Raw genomic sequence first — 21660 nt, 5'->3', positions numbered from 1 at the left:
TTTCAGGTGTTTTATACTTAGTAAGTTATTGTAAATCTGTCTTTATCGTTTTTCAGCAGGATGCTCTGCACGTTATATCCCTCGGCAGGGCCGGTTTCACGGTGTGGGTCGAAGCGGGAAACAGGTCCCAGGAACGAAACAAATTCCTGGCGCAAAGCCTGGCTTTTTCCGTTCACTTTTACTTTGCCTGTTCCGCCAAAACCATGCAGCATCACTTTCACATGCTTAAAGTTTGAGCTATAGTTGCCTTCCGCTTTCTCAAATGTAATGGTCTTTTTGCGGGCATCGTAGTTTATAGTTCGCTTATGGTATTCACCTTTCTGGTAATCATAAGTGGCGCCATCATCCTCATAGTATACAAACGAGTTATTCACGTCACCTTTGTAAATATGCACGGTCAGCGTATCCGTTGGTTTTTCGGAAGTACTTTGCACCAGCGACTGCATCGGGATTATGCTACTCTCCTTTACATAGATCGGTAATTTATCGAACGCTATCCCGATCACTTCTTCACGGTTACCTGCTTCCTTTTCGCCGGTATACAGGTTATACCAGTTGCCTTTCGGGAAGTATACCTTGCCATAATTCTTGCCACTCTCGAATGGCATGATCAGGAAGGCTTCTCCAAACTTATACTGGGTATCAAATTCGCCCTGGTACACTTTCGGATCGTGGGTATAGTCTATGGCGAGCGTTCGCATCAGCGGTTGCCCGTTCTGGGAGGCTTCGTAAAAGCTCGAGTAGATGTATGGCATCAGTTTATACCGCAGGCTGATATATTTCCGGGCAATTTCAGTTACTTCTTCGCCATAAGCCCACGGCTCCGATGCTTTTGAATTGACACCGGTATGGTTCCGGAAGTATGGCGTAAAGGCACCCATTTGTATCCAGCGGGCATACAAACCTGTTGAGGGGTTACCCGTAAAGCCACCGATATCCATCGCCGAGAAAGGTATACCACTCACACCCATGCTATTCAGCAATCTAATACCTAACAGCATGTGGCTGTCTTCTGAGCGGTTGTCGCCTGTCCAGATAGCGGAGTAGCGTTGTATGCCGGAGTAAGCAGCACGGGTTAGCAGAAACGGACGTTTGTTGGAAGTATGTTTGCGGGCACCTTCGTAGCTGGCGCGGGCCATTTGCAGACCATACACATTGCGGCCTTCTTTGTGGGTTGTCAGGTGGCCATCATAGTTAAACAGCACATTGTTTGGCATTTTCTGTCCCCAGGTAGCTATCTCGTTCATGTCGTTCCAGAAACCATCTACGCCGGTCGTTGCAAAAAATTTGATCTCATCCTTCCACCAGTCACGCCCTTTTTCGCTTGTAAAATCAGGAAAGTGAGTCCAGCCCGGCCATACCTGCGCGGTATAGTTGGTACCATCGGGGTATTTCAGGAAAATATCGGATTTCTTGCCACGCTCATAAGCACCATAGCCCTCTTCTACTTTAATACCCGGGTCCACAATTACTGTAGTTTTAAAGCCCATCTCTTCCAGTTTTTTGTTCATCTCCATCGGGTTCGGGAAACGGCGCGGGTTCCAGGTAAACAGCTTGTAGGCATCCATGTAATGTATATCCAGCGTTATGCCATCTGCCGGAATTTCTTTTTCGCGAAGGGTCTGGGCAATGCGGTATACTTCGGTATCGGGGTAGTATGAATAACGGTTCTGCTGATATCCTAAACTCCAAAGCGGAGGTATTTCCATGCGGCCGGTCAGATCTGAGTATGAGGTGATGATATCGGCCAGATTGGTGTGGTAAATAAAGTAATAATCCATTTCGCCACCCTGCGCCCCGAAAGAAGAAAAGCGGTTGTTGCTGGCCCCAAAATTAAAATCGCTCTGGTAGGTGTTATCGAAGAAGATGCCATAGTTAAGCTCGCTGTGAATGCCAATGTAAAACGGAATGGTGGCATAAAGCGGGTCCTGTCCGGTGCTGTAACCATAGGCATCGGTGTTCCAGTTAGTGTAGCCGCTACCTCTCCTGTCCAGGCCGCCGGTTTTCTCGCCGAGACCAATAAAGCGCTCACCTTCCTGCATGGTTTTATAGGTAGTAACCTCTTCCCCGATCCACGAAGTAGTCAGACCTTTTTCATCCTGGTTTATCACGTTCCCATTTTTAGTCAGGAAAGCTACCGCGAATGGATTTTTACTGATTCGTGTAACAAGTGAGTCGGTGGTTATAGTTATCTCGTTACTGTTCTGTGTTATGGCAGCCTTGGTCTGTTTGGGTTTGCCCACTACGGCATACGAGAAATCATCGCCCAGCTTTTGCTTATCTATCCGGACACGCACTATAGTTGGGCTATAAACACTGACTTCTATATGTGCTTGCTGGTCGGTGGTAAGTATAACCTGCTGCTCTTTTACAGTTACAGTACTTACCTTGCCTATTGGTTTCACCGGGTCAGTCTGTGCCTGTGTGGGCAAGTATAAACCAGAAACTATACTTAGTATCAGAAAGGATTGGTAGAATATCTTCATGCGTGCAGCTTTATACCTGAAACTATAGTTACTGCTCCTAAATTAAAAAAAGAAACCCGGCAATGTATAGTTGCCGGGTTTCTTTTTACTATGATTTCCTTTTCAGGATGAAGCTTAATTACTTTTTGGTAACAGAGTAAGTAACGCTTCCGTCTTCATTCTCATTGTCAAATACGATATCATACGTACCTGCCGTAGCGATCGGAATGTCTTTACCACCCTGGTTCAGGATATTGTTTGATGTGTCATCGTCACCATAGTTCAGAGCCCAGTCATCGTTATATCTGAATTTGATGTTACCGACAGTCAGGTCCATAGTTGCTTTCCACACACCTGCAGCATTATCATACTTCAGGTTAGTGTCAGCACCCCAGCCACCTGGCGTTGCATCACCAATAAGGCCCCATGAGTGTAACTTGTAAGACCATGTCATGGTGTTGGTATTTACAGTTATCTCGTAGGTATCAGCAGTTGGCACGCTCAGGTCACTGCCTTTTTCAGCAAGCGAACCTGCTGAAGCACCATTGCCATAGTCCATATCCCAATTTCTGTTAGGAGTAAACTTAAAGGTAAGACCAGATGCACCTACAAAGCTGATGATTCCTTTATAGATACCATTGTTCTCTACAGAAATAAGCGCCGGAGCTGTTTCAGGGCTCCAGCCCTGGTAGCCACCCGGTACATACAGGTAACCAGGCTCAATGTAAGTAGAATATGGTGTTACTGTAATCGTCTCTACATCAGAATAAGTAGCATTTACTTTATCAGAAACCGAAGCTTTGATTCTTACATCAATGTTATGGGCAACATCAGCCTCATACTTCAGTTTTGTAAGCAATGCGTTCAGCTCTTCTACAGTAAATGTTTTCTCGTTGCTGCCACCTACCAGAATGTTGTGCGCTGATGCAAAATCGTCGTCAGCAACATCAAACTGAATCGTGTACGTAACACCGGCGTTATAACCAAAGTCTGCTTTATCCCACGAGAATGTTACAGCCTCGTCAGCAGCAGTTTCTTCGGTTAGCACCACGGTGTTTGTAGTTAAAGCAAGCACAGGCTCCGAGCCCGCTCTAACTATAGCCATATCTTCATCTTTCTCGCAGCTCATTAGTGCCAGCGATGCGACGAAGAACATAAAATATTTATTTAGCCAGTTTTTCATAAACCAATTAATTAAAAATGTTTTTATATGAATGAGGCCGCAGAAAAGACCTGCAGCCTCATCATGTTACTATCGTGTATATCCTGTATTTTGCTCCAGCGTAGGGTTAGCAGTCAGGTCAGTATCCGGAATCGGGAACAGAATTCTGAACGACTCCACGCCTCTACCTTCCATTACGCCACCTTTCCAAGGCCATACATAATCATCAGAAGTAAATCTGCCAAAACGGATAAGGTCTGTTCTGCGGTGTGCTTCCCACTTCAGTTCACGGGCTCTTTCTTCCAGTATAAATGGCAACGTCATCTGGCTTTGCGAAATATTACCTGATGTACCGTTAAAGGCACGCTCACGCAGTTCATTCACATAGTCAACTGCTTGGGCCACGCTACCGCCTGAACCGCCACGCAATACAGCCTCAGCATACATTAAGTACACATCTGCCAAACGGAACATCGGGTAGTCAGTATCAGGGTGGTTACCTTCTCCGTCAGATCCTTTTACACCTTCAGATGTAATATTCTTGAACTTCTCGATAGCATAACCATCTTTAAAAGTAAACACATCGTTGATCTCTAGGTTCTGGCCATTTGTAAAGAAGTTGGCACGCTCATCGGTATTACCAGAAATATCCGGGAATAAGTTTACGATGTTTTTAGTAGTGCGAAGACCTGCCCAGCCACCATTGATACCATAATCAGCAGGAACCATGTTACCACCAACCGGTGCATGTACCAGGTAGGTCATACCGCCCCAGGTAGTAGTTCTCAAGCCATCAAACGTGATCGGGAAAATGATCTCATCAGATGTATGGTTATCAGCCAGGAACAGGTGATCGTACTCAGGCTCCAGTGTAAAGCCTGCATCAATCACTTTCTGAGCATACGTAATGGCTTCGGTATATTTCGCCTGACCTGTGTACACTTCAGCGTTCAGATATAATTTGGTCAGAAGCGTCCAGGCTGCTGCCTGGTCTGCACGGCCATACTCGTTCTGACGGGCTGCTACCAGTTCGTTCTCAATCGCAAGTAATTCAGACTCGATGTAACTAAACAGCTCGGCTCTGTTGGTTTGCTTTGGCAGGAAGAAACCTACTTTATCAGCTTCTGTTACGAAAGGTACATTACCATACAGGTCAAGAGCATGCCAGTAGCTAAGTGCTCTCAGGAAACGGGCCTCCGCACGGAACTCCTTCGCAGCATCCAGGTTTGCACCTGTAATACCACGCTCGCCAAGTTTGGCGTCAGTAGTTTCGCGTACAAATTCGTTTGTAAGCGCTACCTGGTAAAATATACGATCGTACAGGGCACGAAGAAACTCGTTGCTTGATGTCCAGTCCATTTCGTGCAGGTCGCGCAGGTTACCATCGTTCCAGGCAATTACTGCCTCATCGGTGGTAAGCTCCTGTGCCTGCCAGTACTGGCGTAGATAGTTCGATGCACCTTCATCACCACCAGTTATGTCAGGTCTGCCAGCCGGGCCCTGCTGCCCTGTAACCGCATAACCGGCATATAGTTTAGCAAGGATTGGCTTATAGTTATTAAAGTCCTGGTACACTTTAGAAGATACAACATCATACTTCGGTGTTATATCCAGGCTATGGTCGCAGGCTGCTGCCGTAAGTGTAATTACACCGGCAAGTGCCATATTTTTTATAAATCTAGTATTCATAGATTTCAGAAATTTAAAATTACAGGTTAACATTTAAGCCCACAGAGAAAACCCTTGGTCTTGGGTACAGCGAATAATCTATACCTGTGCCCAGTTCAGGATCGAGACCGTTATAGTCTGTGATCGTAAACACATTCTGCACGTTTGCTGTTGCTCTCAGGCCTACTTTATCACCGATGATATTACCGAAATTGTATCCCAAGCTGATGTTATCCATGCGCAGGAAAGATGCATTCTCAATATAATAGTCAGAGAAGTACTGGTAGTTGCCAAACTCTGTTTCCAGCACATTGCTAGATACGTTGTTCAGGTAGTCACCAAATGAGTATGACTGCCTTGCAGCAAGGTTAGAGTACACGTTGTTGTACACGTAGTTATTAAAGCTACCACGCAACACCATGCTCAGATCCCAGTTGCCGTAAGCTACCTGCGTGTTAAAGCCAAGGGTAAAGTCAGCAGTTGGTTTTTTGAACAAGTATCTGTCATCTGAGCCGATCACACCATCACCGTTCATGTCAGCATAAAGTCCCTCTACCGGTTTTCCGCTTTCATCATATACCTGCTTGTATACATAGAATGTATTAGGGGCATATCCGACAGCATATTTCTGAATAAAGTTACCTGTTCCACCTGTAATACCACCAACATCATAACCAGAGAACTCAGGGTTATCTACTTTACTAAGGCTTGTAATTTCCTGATCGATCACTGTACCGTTAATACCAATGTTCCAGGTTAACTTTGAGTTGCTTACAGCTACAAAATCAAGGGCAACTTCCAGACCTTTTGTTTCCATGTTACCTACGTTCGTAGCTAAACGGTTTGTAAGGTTGGTACCGGCTGCAACTGTGATCTCAGCTAACAGGTCTTTTGTATCTTTAAAGAAGTAATCAATAGTACCAGTTACACGGTTATTGGCAAAACCGAAGTCTAAACCTGCGTTAAACGTAGCAGTTTCTTCCCACTTAATTTTCTCGTCATATCCCTGTGCACGGAAAGTTGGGTAGAATGTATCACCGAACTGGTATTGCGCTGTATTATCTGCTCTTGTATAAAAGGCAAGGTAAGGGAATAAACGTCCGATATCCTGCTGACCTGTAATACCATAACCAAGGCGTAGTTTAAGGTCAGATAGTGCATTTACGTTCTGAAGGAATGCTTCTTCACCTAATCTCCAGGCAAATGCAAGCGCTGGGAACACACCCCAACGGTTATCTTCTGAGAATCTGGTTGAACCATCGTAACGAACAGTACCTGTTAAAATATAACGGTCCATGAACGTATAGTTCAGTCTACCAAAATAAGACTTAAGACGGTGCTGTGAGTAAGACGGAATGTAATCCGGCTCCTGCCCTAGTGGCTCGCCTGTTTCGTTGTTACGGAATGCAAATTCCGGAGACTCAGCGATGAACTCCTGGAAAGAATAACCAGCAGTTGCATCAACACGGCTTTGTATAGAAGTGTACTCTTTCTGATAGTTCAGGTAGAAGTCAGCCAGGTTGTTTTCTTTTTCCTGGGCGTACTCCGATATTGTCTGTACTTTCCACTGGTTCGGTGCGTGGTCAGCATCCGTCAGAATGTAGCCTTCACTGTCTGAGCGGTCAGTACCTAAGTTAAGGTTTGCTCTTAACTCAGGCAGGAAATGGAATTTATAGTCCAGCTGCACATTACCTAACCATCTGTTTGCTTCGCCCTGGTCGTTGCGCTGCATCAGTAAACTAAGTGGGTTAGTTGGAGCAAGTGGATTAAATACGCCGTTTTTCTCCCACTGGAAGAAACCACCGTTTCTGGTGCTACCTGTGTATACAGGTCTGGTTGGGTCGAAAATAATAGCTGCACTTATAGCTCCTTCGTTTGCGAACACGCTGCTTGTCTGAGAACCTTTAAAGTTCACGTTAGTTGTCAGGTGGTCATCCAGGAAGCTAGGGTTTAAGCTCACACCAAGCGAGGTTCTCTCGAAGTTGGAGGTCTTAAGTACACCATCCTGGTTCAGGTAACCAACAGATACACGGTAAGGAATATCTTTAACAGATCCACTTACGCTGATGTTGTTATCTGTTGTATAAGCAGTTCTGTAAATTTGATCCTGCCAGTCAGTATTAAAGCCTCGTAGCAATGCTTTTTGATCCGAGTTGCCATACTGATTAACCAGCGTTCTGAACTCGTCGCCTGACAGTACATCAATCGTATTCGGAACAGTTGAAAGTGAATGCAGGGTGCTGAAGTTCACAGCCAGTTTATCTCCGGCCTTGCCTTTTTTAGTAGTAATGATAATTACACCGTTCGAAGCGCGTGAACCATAAATAGCCGTAGCCGATGCATCTTTCAGGATGTTGAACGAAGCGATATCATTCGGGTTGATCATGGAAAGTGCATTGGCAGATCCAGAGATACTACCATTGTCAACAGGTACGCCGTCTATAACGATAAGCGGATCGTTGGTTGCATAAAGTGATGAACCACCACGGATACGGATAGTGCTACCTGAACCTGGTGCACCACTGTTAGACGTGATCGCCACACCGGCTACTTTACCCTGGATCAGCTGCTCCGGGGTAGTTACCTGGCCTTGCACAAAATCATCAGAACTAACGGAGGTTACAGAACCTGTTACGTCGCTCTTTTTCTGAGTACCGTAACCAACTACTACAATCTCTTCAAGTGCTTTTACATCAGGCTGTAACGCAACATTAAATGTTGTCTGCCCTCCGATTGCTACTTCCTGAGTTGTATAACCAATAAATGAAAGCACCAGTGTACCACCAGTTTGCGGAACATTAAGCGAGAAGTTACCATTTATATCTGTTGATGTACCAGTTGTTGTTCCTTTCAGAACGACAGTTACACCCGGCAGACCCTCCCCGTTTTCATTAACCACTTTTCCCTTTAACGTAACACCTTGTTGTTTGCCAGGTGCTATGTAACTGCTTTCTGCTTTGTATTCGGCTATAGTGCCTCCTACATTACCGGCATTTGCATTACCCGTCATGTACAGGCAACAAATAGCCACAGTTAAGCCAAAGCTCATTCGTCTTTTAGACTTGTCTCGCATAGTTGTTCAATTGAGTAAAATTTAAATCAATAGTGTATGTAATAAAAGTGTTTCGCTTACCCTACAGGCTGGCAGAAACACGGGTTCACGATGTATAGCTCCTGTTATTTTCAGGTCGCAAGATTGGTGTTTTATCAGGTGTAAATAACAAAAGCTGAAGAGCAGTTATTATTTGGTTTATGTATTTGATCCTCCGGTTATACAGGGCACACTTTGCCCACTACTTCTCTCATGCTAAGAGCGGAAATTATTCTATAAAAAACAAGTGATTATATATAGTTTTTTGTCATTGCCAGATTGACCAGAATTTTGTAAAGGACATTATTTTAAAGTTAACAGAAGTGAAAACCTACCTGCGCGATGGGGCATATTAGATATTGCTAAATGCTTGAAACCAAATAATTATAGTAGTTGCGTTAAAAAGCAGTGATGCCTGCCCTCTTTATACGCAACTGTATAAAAAGAGCAGGCATCGTTTTCAGTTAAAACTATAGATTGCAAACTATAGCTTACCAGAAGATAATATAGATCGCCGCTGTAGCAAGCAGGATAACCATAGCTGCCACGTTAAATATAAAGTCCGTTTTAAACAGTTGCTTTTCTATCCTGATATAGTTCTCCGGCACTGTGCCTCTGGTCTTATTCTCTATTAAGGAGTACACGATGATAAGAGTGGATAGCAACAGGAACACAACCCCCATCTGGTCCAGGAACGGCATGGCCGGGAATAGCACATCAATCAGAATGCTGACAGGAACCGATGCAATAGCTGTTGCCAAAGCAGCATTTGAGGTAGCTTTTTTCCAGAAAAGGCCAAACACGAACAGCACCACTATACCCGGACTTACAAAACCAGTATATTTCTGAATAAACTGGAAGATCTGCTCTTCGCCGCCAAGCAATGGCTCTGCTACAAACACAGCTATTATAATAGACACCAAACTTACCAGCCTGCCTATAGTTACCAGCTGCTTTTCGGTTGCTTCAGGCTTTAAGTGGGCTTTGTAAATATCCATCGTAAAAATGGTAGCCGTTGAGTTCATCATAGAGCTAAGCGACGACAGGGCAGCAGCGATAAGGGCAGCAAAGGCAAGGCCTTTCACACCGGTTGGCACCAGGTTATTTAGCAGCCATGGGTAAGCCTGGTCGTAGCGGTCGATATCGGCGTTCAGCGCAAAGGCCGCAATACCCGGCAACACAACTACCAGCGGAATTAATAGTTTCAGGAAAGCGGCAAACACCAGGCCCCACTGCACTTCTTTTAAGCTTTTGGCAGCCAGCGCACGCTGAATAATATATTGGTTAAAACCCCAGTAGCTAACGTTTGCGATCCACATACCACCAAAAAGCACGGTCATGCCGGGCAGGTCTTTGTAGAATGGGTTATCTTCTGAAAGGATCATATCGAACTTCTGCGGCACTTTTTCATACAGGTCACCTAGGCCAACCAAAGCGCCCTGGCCACCACCAACGGCATCCAGCGCAAGGTACGTTGTAACCAGACCACCAAAAACCAGGAAGATCACCTGCACTACGTCCGTCCAGGCTACGGCAGTAAGACCACCGTAACTAGAGTAAGCCACTGCAATAAAGGCAAGCCCGATGATAGCCTGTGTTGTAGAGATATCCAGCACAACGCTAAGCGCCAGCGCCGACAGGTAAAGCACTGAGGTCAGGTTAACAAATATGTAGAGCATGATCCAGAACACGGCAAGGCTGGTACGGATACGGTCGTCGTAGCGAAGTTTAAGAAACTGTGGCATCGTAAAAATGCCTTCTTTCAGGTAGATAGGCAGGAAATATTTTGCTACCAGCAACAGCGTAACGGCCGCCATAAACTCGTAGCTGGCAATACCCAGACCAATGGCAAAACCAGAGCCCGACATACCGATAAACTGCTCAGCGGAGATGTTGGCGGCAATTAAAGAGGCACCTATCGCCCACCATGGCAGCGATTTACTGGCCAGGAAGTAATCGGTTGAGTTCTTTATGTGTCCTTTTCTTTCGCGCGATATCCAGAGGCCGAACACGATAATGAACACACAGTACCCGAAGAAGATTATAAAATCCAGTGTAGAAAAATTCATGAAGCTGTAAAGTTAGTCCAGGAAATAAGGTTTGATTAAGTGTTAAAAGCTATAGCTTAGTTTGGGAGAAAATATGTATAAATATGAATATAATTTCTTATTTCTCAGTAGCCTGCATTAAAATTTATAGTTAGAGGAGGCTTTTCAGGCGCTCTGCGCTTGTTTCGGGGGTAATGTCGCGTTGCGGACTCCCCAACATTTCGTAACCGACCATAAACTTTTTGATACTGGCAGAGCGCAACAGTGGCGGAAAAAAATGCATGTGAAAATGCCATTCCGGGTGCTCCTGCCCGTCGGTTGGTTGCTGATGAATACCGGCAGAATACGGGAACGAAACGTTGAATACCTTGTCGTAAATAGCAGTTATCTGTTTAATGGCATCTGCAAAGGCATCTTTTTCTTCCTGTGTCATCTGGCCGATGTGCTGAAAGTGGCGCTTGCTGATAACTATAGTTTCGAATGGCCAGACAGCCCAGAAAGGTACCAGCACGGCAAAGGCAGCATTCTCATACACCACACGTGTTCTTTCTTTCAGCTCTAATTCAAGGTAATCCTGCAACAGACTCCGGTGGTGTTGGGTGTAGTAGCGGGTTTGTTGTTCGGTTTCTTTGGCCGGCTCGTTTGGCACAGAACTTTGCGCCCAGATTTGGCCATGTGGGTGCGGGTTGCTGCAACCCATCACAGCACCTTTATTCTCGAAGATCTGCACATAGTTTATGAAGTCCAGCCTACCCAGTTCTTCATACTCCTGCTGCCACAAATCTACCACTTTACGGATGTCTGCAACTTCCATATCAGCCAGGGTTAGGTCGTGGCGCGGCGAAAAACAGATCACCTTGCTGATGCCCCGTTCGCTCTCCGCTTTAAGTAAACCACCCAGTTCATAGTTACCACCAGGCGTAGTCTCCTGCAATGCACCAAAGTCGTTCTCAAAAACAAAAGTAGCCGGGTAATCAGGATTTTTGGCACCATTGGCGCGCACGTTGGTCGGGCACAGGTAACAGGTTGGGTCATACTCGGGGCGTTGCTCCTTGTTTATATTTTCCTCCTGCCCCTGCCACGGTCGTTTTGCGCGGTGCGGCGACACAAGCACCCACTCGCCTGTTAACTGGTTGAAGCGCCTGTGCGGGTGATCCGTTAAATTAAATGCATCCATTTATGTAATCTTAAGGTCCGGCGCAAGCAAACTATACAGCCGGAGAATAAACTCTAAATTTAAACCAAACTATAGTTGGCTGCTGCCATCCACAATTTCGGTGATGTAGGTTTTGAGCTGTACGTTATACTGTTTCTGGTAGGCTTCGCTCATTTTCTGAGTGAATTCATCGAGGGCTGCTATGCTTACAATATTTATAGTACAGCCACCAAAACCGCCACCCATCATGCGGGCACCTAATACAGAGTCATGCTTTTTAGTTTCTTCTACCAGGAAATCAAGCTCCGGGCAGCTTACTTCGTAGTCGTGCTGCAGGCCGTTATGTGAAGCGTACATTTTTTCGCCGAATAACTTTAAATCTCCATTCTGTAATGCCTGGCAGGCTTCCTCTACCCTACTGTTTTCCTGCACCACATACATACAGCGCCTGTACACCACCGGGTCAAGTTCGGGCTGGTGTTTTTCGAGCATTGATATCGTTACATCGCGCAGGCTGGTTATGTCGGGGTAGTGTTTCTGAAGCGTGGCTACGCCGGTTTCGCACTCCATGCGGCGGGTATTGTACTCTGATGAAGCCAGTGAATGCTTTACCTGCGTATCGCAAAGCACGATGCGGTAAAGGCTCATATCAAAATGAAAATACTCGTAGGCCAACGAACGGCAATCCAGCTTTACAACGTGCTCTTTTTTACCAAACAAACTGGCAAACTGGTCCATGATGCCGCAACGCACCCCGGCAAATTCATGCTCTGCTTTCTGGGCCATTTTAGCAAGCGTAAACCTGTCCAGCCCGAAACCGAATATTTGGTTTAAAGCAAATGCCAACCCACACTCTACTGCTGCTGACGACGACAACCCGGCCCCGATCGGAACATTACCACCAAATACCAGGTCGAAACCGTTAAGCTTATAGTTCGACTCCTGAAACTGCGCCACCACACCCAACAGGTAATTTGCCCAGCTGTTTTCGGTGCGTTTTATAGTTTGCAAACTATAGGTAGCCTGCTCCTGCATGTCAAAAGAGTACAGTCGTATAGTTTCGGTTTGGTTGGGGGCAATGGCAAAATGTATTTCCTTATCTATAGCGGCAGGCAGCACAAAACCGTCGTTATAATCGGTATGCTCCCCGATCAGGTTTACCCTGCCCGGCGAACGGAAAAGCAAAGGCTCCTGCCCGTATAGTTCTTTGAATTTAGTTATGATTGCTTGTTGCATGTAAGTATTTGTAAAGCGCGGTAAATCATTTTGTACGCTTAATGCGTGCAGCATAATCAGGGTTTAACACTGCTACTTTTTAGCCTCTGCGATGCTTACTTTTTACCATTTTAGCCTGCGCAACTTTTATGATCAGAGGTAAACATGAAGCATATATCAAAAAGACAGCACTCAATGTTTTTAAAGTGATTTCGCCTGTAATGATTAGGTATAAAACATAGAGAGTGACCAGAATCAAGACAATAGCCATTGCAAAGGCAATATACCTATACACTTTCCCATCATAAGTGCTGGAGTACTGCAAAACTTCATCACCCGATTTTTTATTTTCAGCGACTCTTCTGGTAACTTCTTCCTGAAAGGCCACGAATATTTTTCTGTTAAGGCTATCATCAATTTTGCTCGGAATAGAGATTTTATGATTCGACTTTAATTTAATAGTAAATACCTCATGTTCATCCCTGTCATCTAAATTAAGGCCCAGTACTTCCTCCCATTTAATTTCTCCATATTTTCTGGTAGTCATACCCTGCTCATTTATTACAAAGTATTCGTTTCGCTTTGAATTAAGGTATGCAAAAAGAAAAGACAGGAGGATGCCTGAGAAGATAAGCCCACCCATAAGGCCACTGCCTATGCTAAAATTGATTCGGAGGTAAATCGGAATGGCTATAGAAAGTATCACGCCTATAGTTCCAAGTGCTATAAGTCTGTTTCCTGAAATGAATTTTATATTATATTCCATTTATACTATAGCCAACTATAAGGCAGTCGGTATTTCGTTGTTTAAGATAATCAATTTACAGTTTGCAGAAAGCAAGATAACCAAACTATAGTTGACCTTTCGGTTTAGCATCTATAGTTATAGTAGCAGGTTGCAGGCCATCAGCAGTGGCAGTTATTTTTATAGCTCCGGGCTTCTTACCTATCTTTAAAAGAATGGCGGCAATGCCTGCTTCTGCATTAACTTTGTTAGTCGCTACAATCTCTGCATCACCTTCGGCTTTAAACGTTACTTTGTTGGTAGCGTCCGGCACCATAGTACCATGTTGATCCTGAATGTAGGCATACACAAATACCACATCGTTTACGCCGGCGGTCACCTCTCTCCCACTTTTGTCGACCGTCATGTGCAGCTTTGCAGCTTTTTCAGGAGTGCGTCGTGTAAATTCACCTGCATGCTTGCCGTTTGTGTAACCGATAGCCGTTAGTGTACCCGGCTCATACTTTAGTACTTCAAATGTAAAAGGCGGGTGGTTCAGGTGTGTGGAGTATTTGTCTTTGTCCGGTTTCTGACGCGCTATCGTTTTGCCATTCAACTTTAATTCCACTTCATCGGCATTACTATAAACCCGTACCGTTTTCAATTCCGGGTCATTCCAGTAGTTGGCGATAAAGATCATTAATTTATCAAACTCACTACCTGTTCTGGAGTCGGCCTGGCTTTGGTAAAAGTAGAAAGCAAACTTGGGCAGGCGCACAATGTCCATAATTCCTGACGATTCAATATCATCTGCGTAGCCACGTTTATAGTCGAACATAAGCCAGTTGGCATCGCCTACGGCCGGTCCCTGCAGGTTGCTGTTGTGTGCTTCCTGGTAGTTAAGTGCCTGCTGCAAAAGTCTTTTCTGCCCGAAACCACGCAGCTGCCGCGACGTGCGCTCTTCTTCTTTCAGGTCTGCAAATTGTTTCTGGTTAAAGCCCGCGTTCTGCGCATAATATTCCCAGTCGCCATATTCAGCAATGAAAAGTGGTTTCTGTTTGCTGTATTTGTTCCAGTAATCAGGGGCTTTTCCGTGCTGTCGGGCAGGTATAAACACATCGTAAGCTTCATCCAGCCAGCCGCAGGTATACACGTCTTCAAAAGGAAACTCTTCGTGCACAGCCTCATGCGCCAGTTTCATAAATTCTTTTGTCATGCCTGATTCGTTAAGGGAACTTTCCCACAAGACTACAGAAGGATGATTTCTGTCGCGACGCACCATATCTCTAACATCCTGCAAGGCATTCTTCTGAAACTCCTCATCCCCGAAAAACTGCCAGCCCGGTATCGCATCCATCACCAAAAGTCCCAACTCATCACAGGCATCCAGAAACGCAGGCGACTGCGGGTAATGCGACAAACGCACAAAATTGAAACCGGCATCTTTTATCTTCCAGGCATCACGAAAACGGGCGTTATCAGACATCGCATAACCCACATAAGGATATTCCTGGTGACGATTCGTGCCTCTCAGAAACAGCTTCTCGCCATTCAGGTAAAATGCGCCAGCCGTAAACCGGAAACTTCTTACACCTGTCCGCATCTTCTGCTCTTCAATCACTTTTCCATCCTGTACCAGCGCTACCGAAAGATTATACAAATAAGGGCTTTCGGGAGACCATAGTTGCGGATTTGCTATAGTTATAGTTTGTTTTATAGTTTCGAAAGCGCCGGCTCCAACGATTTTAGGATTTGAGATAATTTCAGCTACTTTATTTCCTTGTCTGTCTGTAACTATAGTTCTGACCTGGGCTGTTCTGTTTTGGACGTGGTCGTTCTTCAGGTCGGTTTGTATAGTTAGCGTGGCTGATTTCTGGCTCACCGTATCGTAATGCAGCAATATGCCGCCGCCGGCTACACGATCTGCCGCGATCGGGTCTGAAATGTGGAGTTTATCTTTTGTGATGAGATATACATTGCGATAAAGGCCACTATAATAGTTAAAATCCAGGTCGGCGAGCGGTTTACCAGGTGCCACTTTCGGGTTATCCTCGTTATTCAGTTTTACCAGCAGCATATTCTCTTCTCCAAACTTCACGTTATCCGACATGTCAATATAAAAGGGAAGATAACCGCCCAAATGCCTGAAAATATGTTTACCGTTGAGATACACATCGGCCACCTGCATAGCCGCTTCAAACTTTACAGCTATGTGTTTACCCTTGTCTGATGCCGGAATGGTGAAAGCTTTTCGGTAAAAAGCATCGCCCTGCCACTGTTGCTCCGCTTTCTCGATAGGCTCTAAGCGCGCTGTATGCGGTAAAGAAACCTGCTTCAAATAGCTTTCATCAAGAGGTATATCAGTAATTTCTGTATCTTCACCTATAGCCTCATCGCGTACAAACTCCCAGTCATCATTAAAAATAACTTCCGTAGCTATAGTTGCTGCTTCACTCGATGCAGGGATTTTGCTTTGTGTATTGCACGCCGAAACCATTAGCATAAGCAAGAAGCTTATAGTTGCCAGTTGACTTAGCTTATAGTGTATCGTTTTCAGATGCATAGTTTTAGTTTGATTTGCCAGGTTATTTGGTGAGCCAGATGGTTTCAACTTCCAGGCTATACGGTTTTGCTTTGTCCTGTTCCGGGAGATCTTTGCCAACTATAATTTCCAGTTTCTCTGCTTGATTCAGGTTAAATGCCTCAGGTTTGTTTGGCTTAAACCAAAACGGATGAAAACCGGGATATGGCCTTGGCAACAACATAAACTCCTCCGGTTTCAGGCTGCTTAACGGTATCTCGATATCTTTAAAATTCTGGTCAACTGTAAACGTAGCAGCGTGTGCCGTGGCGTCGTCAGAAATAAGCGCTATCCTAACTTTTACCGGTTCCGGGTTTGTTGTTCGGGCCCTGATGACAAGTTTTTTATAGTTGGTTAACTCCTTAGTTCTGTCCTGTAACTTATCACCGAAATAATACTGAAAACCCATGACGCCTTCAGCAGGCAACTCTTTAGCTGAAAGTTTAAGTACCAGCTGGCCCGGTTTGTCAGCGGTAATTAACTGGCGTTCGTCGCTGCGCCATAGGTTCGGGTATACTTTAATGTTTCGGTCGTTTCCGGCGTTGAAGAGCTCCAGCACGCTTTGCTCCCCAGCAATAAAGGTTTGCCAGGAGTCGGTTTGGTAGTAGTCCCATGCCCAAGGATCACCTTTATGCCCGCCCGGGAACGTGTAAATAGAGTTATCAGGCCGCTGCACCATAATGCGATAGTTCACCATGCCCGGTGTTGCCAGTTCAGCTGGAACTATAGCCTCGTAACTATAAGGTGCCTTGCGCTGCATGTCTATAGTTTTGTATACCCCGGAAAGGTTGTTGATCTGCAGCGTTACTTTGGAATCTGGTTTAATACCAACTATAGTTGCCTTTATGGTATAAGGTGCGCCCGCAGAAACCTCTGAAATTGGTTCATGGCTGACGTAAGGTTCTGTTTTAACCGACAATGGTGCTACAAATTCATCTAACCTGAGTTCTCCGGCTTTACTCGCGCCAGTCCAGCGTTTGGCGTTTTTACCTTTCTTAACCAGCAGGTAAGTACCCGGTGCAACAGTAAAGCTGCCCTTTGTCGCTTTTCCGGAATCTGTGTTTCCTGTGTTCAGTCCCTTAATCGTAAAATCGTTGCCGAGGTCCGGAAGGTTGAGGTGCATTGGGTGTGCTTCCCATTGGATGCGTGTAACTTCTTTCTGTGGAGAGGTTTTTGCAAACGGATCGCGGATATGAATGGCATCGGGCATTACCTCCAGTCGCCAGACGCCGTTTTCCAGTTTATCAATAAAATAAGCCCCGCGCCCCGGGTACTGAACTATAGCTGAGCTGCCCACCCCAGCCACATGCTGTAATTTGGCTGCATTGGACGGTTTGGTGCGCGTTGTGTTAGAATAATAGAACTCCTGAGGCGTATTCATCTCGCTCAGGTTCTCTTTGTAACTCACCCTGAACACATCAAAAACACTGTCCGCTGGGTAGTTACCGTATGTTTTTAGCCGTGGCAATCTGGTAAAGGCTTTGCCGGCAATAAGGGCACTGATGGCTTTGGATGGCGTGTAAGCCAGGTTGAGGTAATGTGTCTGGTATTCGGTGTTGGCGTAAGCGGTTGCCAAAGGGTCGTAAGCAAATTGGGTTGCCCAGTTAAAGCCAGCCGCCCTGAAACTACGTGCCATAGCCGGGTACATGGTAGAGTTCAGAATATCTCCGGCATCAAACTCATATACCATACGCGCTTTGTTGGCATACGCCGGAATCGTATCAAACGGGATCTGGTAGCGGTCTACGTGCGGCAGGTAATTGCCCTGCAAAGTGTGGTTGGCTACCAGGCCTGTCGGGTACCACTGGAAACTTACTCCATCAATATTTGCTTTGGCCACGGCATCGGCATAGGTCGGCGACTCGCTGATGTTATAGTAGATCGGTTTTGTCCAGCCGGAGCTGCGCACGGCGGCTACCATGCGGTTCACGTATTCGGTGGCCCTGGCTTTAGGGCCGGTGTGTTTGGGTTCGTTATTTATTTCGGCGGCAATAATGTCCGGGTCGTTCTGGTAAGTAAGTTTGGTGTAAGGGTTAACATGTTCAAAGAACTGCTGCAGGTAGCGTTCCTGTGCCTTAAAAGCGTCCTCTTCGGTTACGGCCTTTTGCTTATCATACATGCTCGAAAAACCGGTGGTCTTCTCGTCGCGCTCAGGGTAGCCATTACCCCAGAAAGCGATCGGCGTTACCAGTATTTTAATGTTGCGCTGCTTTAGTTTATAGATGAGGTAATCGAACAAACGCAGGTGCTCATTATTTAAAAGATTGCCCGTAGAGTCTGAAATTTCAGTGTCCCAGACGTGTACCCGAAAAGCATTGAAACCAAGCCGCGCCATGTGGTAAACATCCTGGTCAATGGCTTTTTCAAGATCAACATTCAGCGCTTTGTGTGAGCGGTAGCCATAGGCAAACGGCACCGTGTAGTTCACCCCGAAAAAGGTAGCTTCCTTGTTACCTTTTTTCCAGCGGAGCACGCCCAGCTTATCTACATAAACAGGCGCAACTTCTTCCTTACTTTTCTGCTGCGCGGTTGCCTGTTTCGGGTTAAGGGCCAGTACAACTATAGCACAGGCGGCAAGCAAAAATCTGAACGGGTTCATCATGGTAACTATAAACTATAGTTGGGTGGAGGTCTTAAAAGAAAAAGCCCCTGCCAGCGTGTAAAAGTACAGTCGCTGGCAGGGGCTTAAATTGTTATAGCAGTATAAATGCCATGTACTAGTGGGCGATTAGTTAAGTTTAACCAGTCGCTTCACTACTTTGCGCTTTCCGGCTTCTATTTGTACCAGGTAAACGCCGGCAGCTACATTTCTCAGATCCAGTTGTTGCCTGAAGGCTTGCTGGCCTTTTTTATACTTCACGGTGCGTAACACATGACCTGTAATATCTGTTACCTGCACAGAAACATCGCCTCTGTAGTCGTCTGTAAACTCCATCTGGGCAATATGCAGGGTTGGGTTAGGGTAAACTTCTATTCTTTCAGCTAATGGCAGTTCATCTTCTGCATCCAGCACTACACTTTTCCAAGGCAACAGGTTAGCCTCCGGCGTAGGCAGTTTTACAGAAGTATACATCCTGAATTCGCCAGGCTGCAACATCATCACCTCGGCAGGGTTGGTAACATTCACGGCTTCGCCGGTAAAGTGGTCGTACCAGGTACCAGCCATCGGGAAATTAGCCTGTGGGCTCACCTGCTTCACATCATAGTTACCAATAATAAAGACGGTCATCGAATTATCAACCAGCGTCAGGCGCTTGATCATGTTATCGGATGCCAGGTTAAAATCAGTGGTACTGAAAACAGGGTAGTTCTTTTTAAGATTGATCAACTCGGCGTATACTTTATACAGCTTCATGCGGCTCTCACTGGCACGGTAATTCCAACGGATCGGCTTAGGGTCTGTACGGCCAATAGAGTCGATCGATACATCGTAACCAAGCTCACCAAACTGCCAGATCATTTTCGGGCCCGGTACCGGAATAAAGAAGGCTGCCGCCAATTTTGCACGGTTAAGGGCTGTCTCTACATTTCGGGTGTTGTAAGTGCCCGACGAGCGTCCGTTTTTCTTTACGTCAAAAACAAACCGCTCTTCGTCGTGACTTTCCATGTACCCGATCAGGTGTGGTTCGTTCCAGCCACGATTCTTGTAGGATATTCCATCCAGGTAGGCATCGTAGCTTTTTCCAAAGTCGCGGTATTCGTGGTTAATGTTGCCCCAGAACATCATGCCATAGTTGGCCAGTTCTTTCTCTTCGGCGTTGTCGGCAAAGTGCTCCAGAATAACATAGGCGGTTTCGTCGTAGCTTCTGATCTCGTTGTAAATGCGCTTCCAGGTGGCAACACGACCGGCATCATAGGCGCTCCAGGCTCCTACATCGTTTCCACTATTTTTCTGGGTAAATCCTTTCGAAAGGTCAAAGCGGAAACCGTCAAACTTAAATTCTTCGAGCCAGTAACGGTTTACGCGCTCCACAAATGCCTTGGTCGCTTCACTTTCGTGGTTAAAGTCAAAGAAAACGCTGAACGGGTGCGTGGCCTGCTGGTTCAGGAAAGGGTTGTCGGCAGACGGGCGGTCGCCGTTGCGGTATAGTTGCATGTACGGAAATTCCCAGTCGGCCTGGTTCAGTACCATGTCCAGAATAACGGCAATTCCCATTTCGTGTGCTTTATCTATAAAGGCCTTTAGCTGGTTGGCAGTGCCATATGCCTTGTCTGGCGCGAAATAAAAATTAGGGTTATAGCCCCACGAAATGTTACCCGAAAACTCCATGATCGGCATCAGCTCAATAGCATTAACACCCAGGGTTTTAAGGTAAGAAAGTGTATCTGCCAGGGTTCCATAGTTCTGCGTTGCCAGGAAATCGCGCAGCAGCATTTCGTACACAACCAATGTATCAGCAGCAGGTCTTTTAAAGTCCTGTACTTTCCAGTTATAGGTTGGTTGGTTGGTTTGCAAAATAGACACAATGCCTTTTGCGCCAGTCGGGTAAGGTTTTAAGTCTGGGTAGTTGACAGCTGTCAGGTATCTGTCGTTGTTCGGGTCCAGTATCTTGTGTGTGTAAGGGTCGGCTACGGCTATAGTTCCATCTACTAAATATTGGTACGCGATCTCTTTGCCTGGCTCCAGGCCGTCAATTTCGATCCAATAGCGGTTGCCATCCGGTGTGCGCTTCATCAGGTATTCCGGCAGGGCCTCCCAGTTACTGAACTCTCCTATTGCGTACACAAACTTCTTGTTCGGGGCAAACAGGGTTAGCAAGGCTTTATCAGGACCAGTATACACTACACCGTCTTTTGCATTGGCCGGCAGCTGCGCTACTGGCGGAACCGGGCGGTTAGTGAAGAAAAAAGTATCCGTAACGGCATCAGTACCAAGCGTTGCTTCAAAAACTACGGTTCTTCTAAGGCCGGTTTCGGAGCCGGTATTTAAACTATAGATCAGGGAGTCTTTGTCGGTTTGGGTGTAAACGATAGTATTGTCAACTTTAAGCGAGAGGCTGGCATCTACGGAAGTATAAGCTTTTACCGGGATCGTGGTGTTGGCATCTGTAAAAAAGGATTTCTCTGCTGGTGCGATAAATGCCCCAACGATACCGGTAGCCGGGTAAAGCGACACATAAAAGTTCTCGGTCTGGGCGGTTCCTGCTCCGTTTTTAAGCAACAGGCCAAGTTTACGGATCGGGGTACCGGCCGGAACGCCATAGTATGTGCGTGGCGTAAGCGTGATGGACCAGCGGCTCCCGCCCAGGTGTGTCATTTTTCCGGGAGCAAAAGGGGCAGCCCAGTTGGTTTGTCCGGCAGGTTCAAATTCAAAAGCGCCTGCCTCGGTGTCAGCAGAGCCGGCTCCGGACCAGAGGTAAACGTCATTTGGATTGCTGATCAGGTTGGCGGCACGGGAGTCTTTTGCCTTGCTGACATCAAAGATCAGCGTGATAGGCTTTTCGGAAGTTGGCAGAACTGGCTTTACAGTAACTACCTGTGCTACAGCAGGCAGGCAAACTATAAAGCTAAAAAAAAGGGTCAGAGCAAAGTAAAATTGTCGCATATAAA

Annotated in this window: 11 protein-coding genes; all 11 read right to left on the bottom strand. The window is 46.0% G+C overall.

Annotation, left to right across the window (positions count from 1 at the left end; translation table 11 throughout):
• Positions 1-17: 17 nt before the first annotated feature.
• The 11 genes from ABS362_RS08475 to ABS362_RS08425 all read right to left on the bottom strand — a co-directional run bounded on the left by ABS362_RS08475 (position 18) and on the right by ABS362_RS08425 (position 21655).
• Positions 18-2486, bottom strand: coding sequence for a glycoside hydrolase family 31 protein (locus tag ABS362_RS08475; protein WP_350411982.1), 2469 nt, complete (start codon positions 2484-2486; stop codon positions 18-20).
• 118 nt (positions 2487-2604) lie between these two features.
• Positions 2605-3648 carry a SusE domain-containing protein gene (locus tag ABS362_RS08470; protein ID WP_350411981.1) on the bottom strand — a complete coding sequence of 348 codons (1044 nt, stop codon included), beginning with the start codon at positions 3646-3648 and terminating at the stop codon, positions 2605-2607.
• A 69-nt stretch (positions 3649-3717) separates the two neighbouring features.
• Positions 3718-5316, bottom strand: coding sequence for a RagB/SusD family nutrient uptake outer membrane protein (locus ABS362_RS08465; protein WP_350411980.1), 1599 nt, complete (start codon positions 5314-5316; stop codon positions 3718-3720).
• Positions 5317-5335: 19 nt separating this feature from the next.
• Positions 5336-8236 (bottom strand): SusC/RagA family TonB-linked outer membrane protein, encoded by a 2901-nt coding sequence (locus ABS362_RS08460; protein ID WP_434086520.1) that lies wholly within the window; start codon positions 8234-8236, stop codon positions 5336-5338.
• 641 nt (positions 8237-8877) lie between these two features.
• Complete coding sequence (locus ABS362_RS08455; protein ID WP_350411978.1) at positions 8878-10455, bottom strand: sodium/sugar symporter; 1578 nt, start codon at positions 10453-10455, stop codon at positions 8878-8880.
• A gap of 130 nt (positions 10456-10585) precedes the next feature.
• Entirely contained in the window at positions 10586-11611 is a 1026-nt protein-coding gene (locus tag ABS362_RS08450; protein ID WP_350411977.1) for a UDP-glucose--hexose-1-phosphate uridylyltransferase, read from the bottom strand.
• Between the two features lie 69 nt (positions 11612-11680).
• Positions 11681-12880, bottom strand: coding sequence for a galactokinase (locus ABS362_RS08445; protein WP_350411975.1), 1200 nt, complete (start codon positions 12878-12880; stop codon positions 11681-11683).
• A 25-nt stretch (positions 12881-12905) separates the two neighbouring features.
• Positions 12906-13571: a hypothetical protein gene (locus ABS362_RS08440; RefSeq protein ID WP_350411974.1), complete on the bottom strand. Its 666-nt coding sequence runs from the start codon at positions 13569-13571 to the stop codon at positions 12906-12908.
• A gap of 85 nt (positions 13572-13656) precedes the next feature.
• Positions 13657-16092 (bottom strand): glycoside hydrolase family 2 protein, encoded by a 2436-nt coding sequence (locus tag ABS362_RS08435; protein WP_350411973.1) that lies wholly within the window; start codon positions 16090-16092, stop codon positions 13657-13659.
• 22 nt (positions 16093-16114) lie between these two features.
• Positions 16115-18712, bottom strand: a complete 2598-nt coding sequence (locus ABS362_RS08430; protein WP_350411972.1) for a cellulase family glycosylhydrolase — start codon at positions 18710-18712, stop codon at positions 16115-16117.
• Positions 18713-18838: 126 nt separating this feature from the next.
• Complete coding sequence (locus ABS362_RS08425) at positions 18839-21655, bottom strand: alpha-amylase family glycosyl hydrolase (RefSeq protein ID WP_350411971.1); 2817 nt, start codon at positions 21653-21655, stop codon at positions 18839-18841.
• Positions 21656-21660: the final 5 nt, after the last annotated feature.

Origin of the sequence: Pontibacter populi (assembly GCF_040278685.1) — a bacterium.
Taxonomy (GTDB): Bacteria; Bacteroidota; Bacteroidia; order Cytophagales; family Hymenobacteraceae; genus Pontibacter; species Pontibacter populi.
This window is presented reverse-complemented; position numbering and strand designations above follow the sequence as displayed.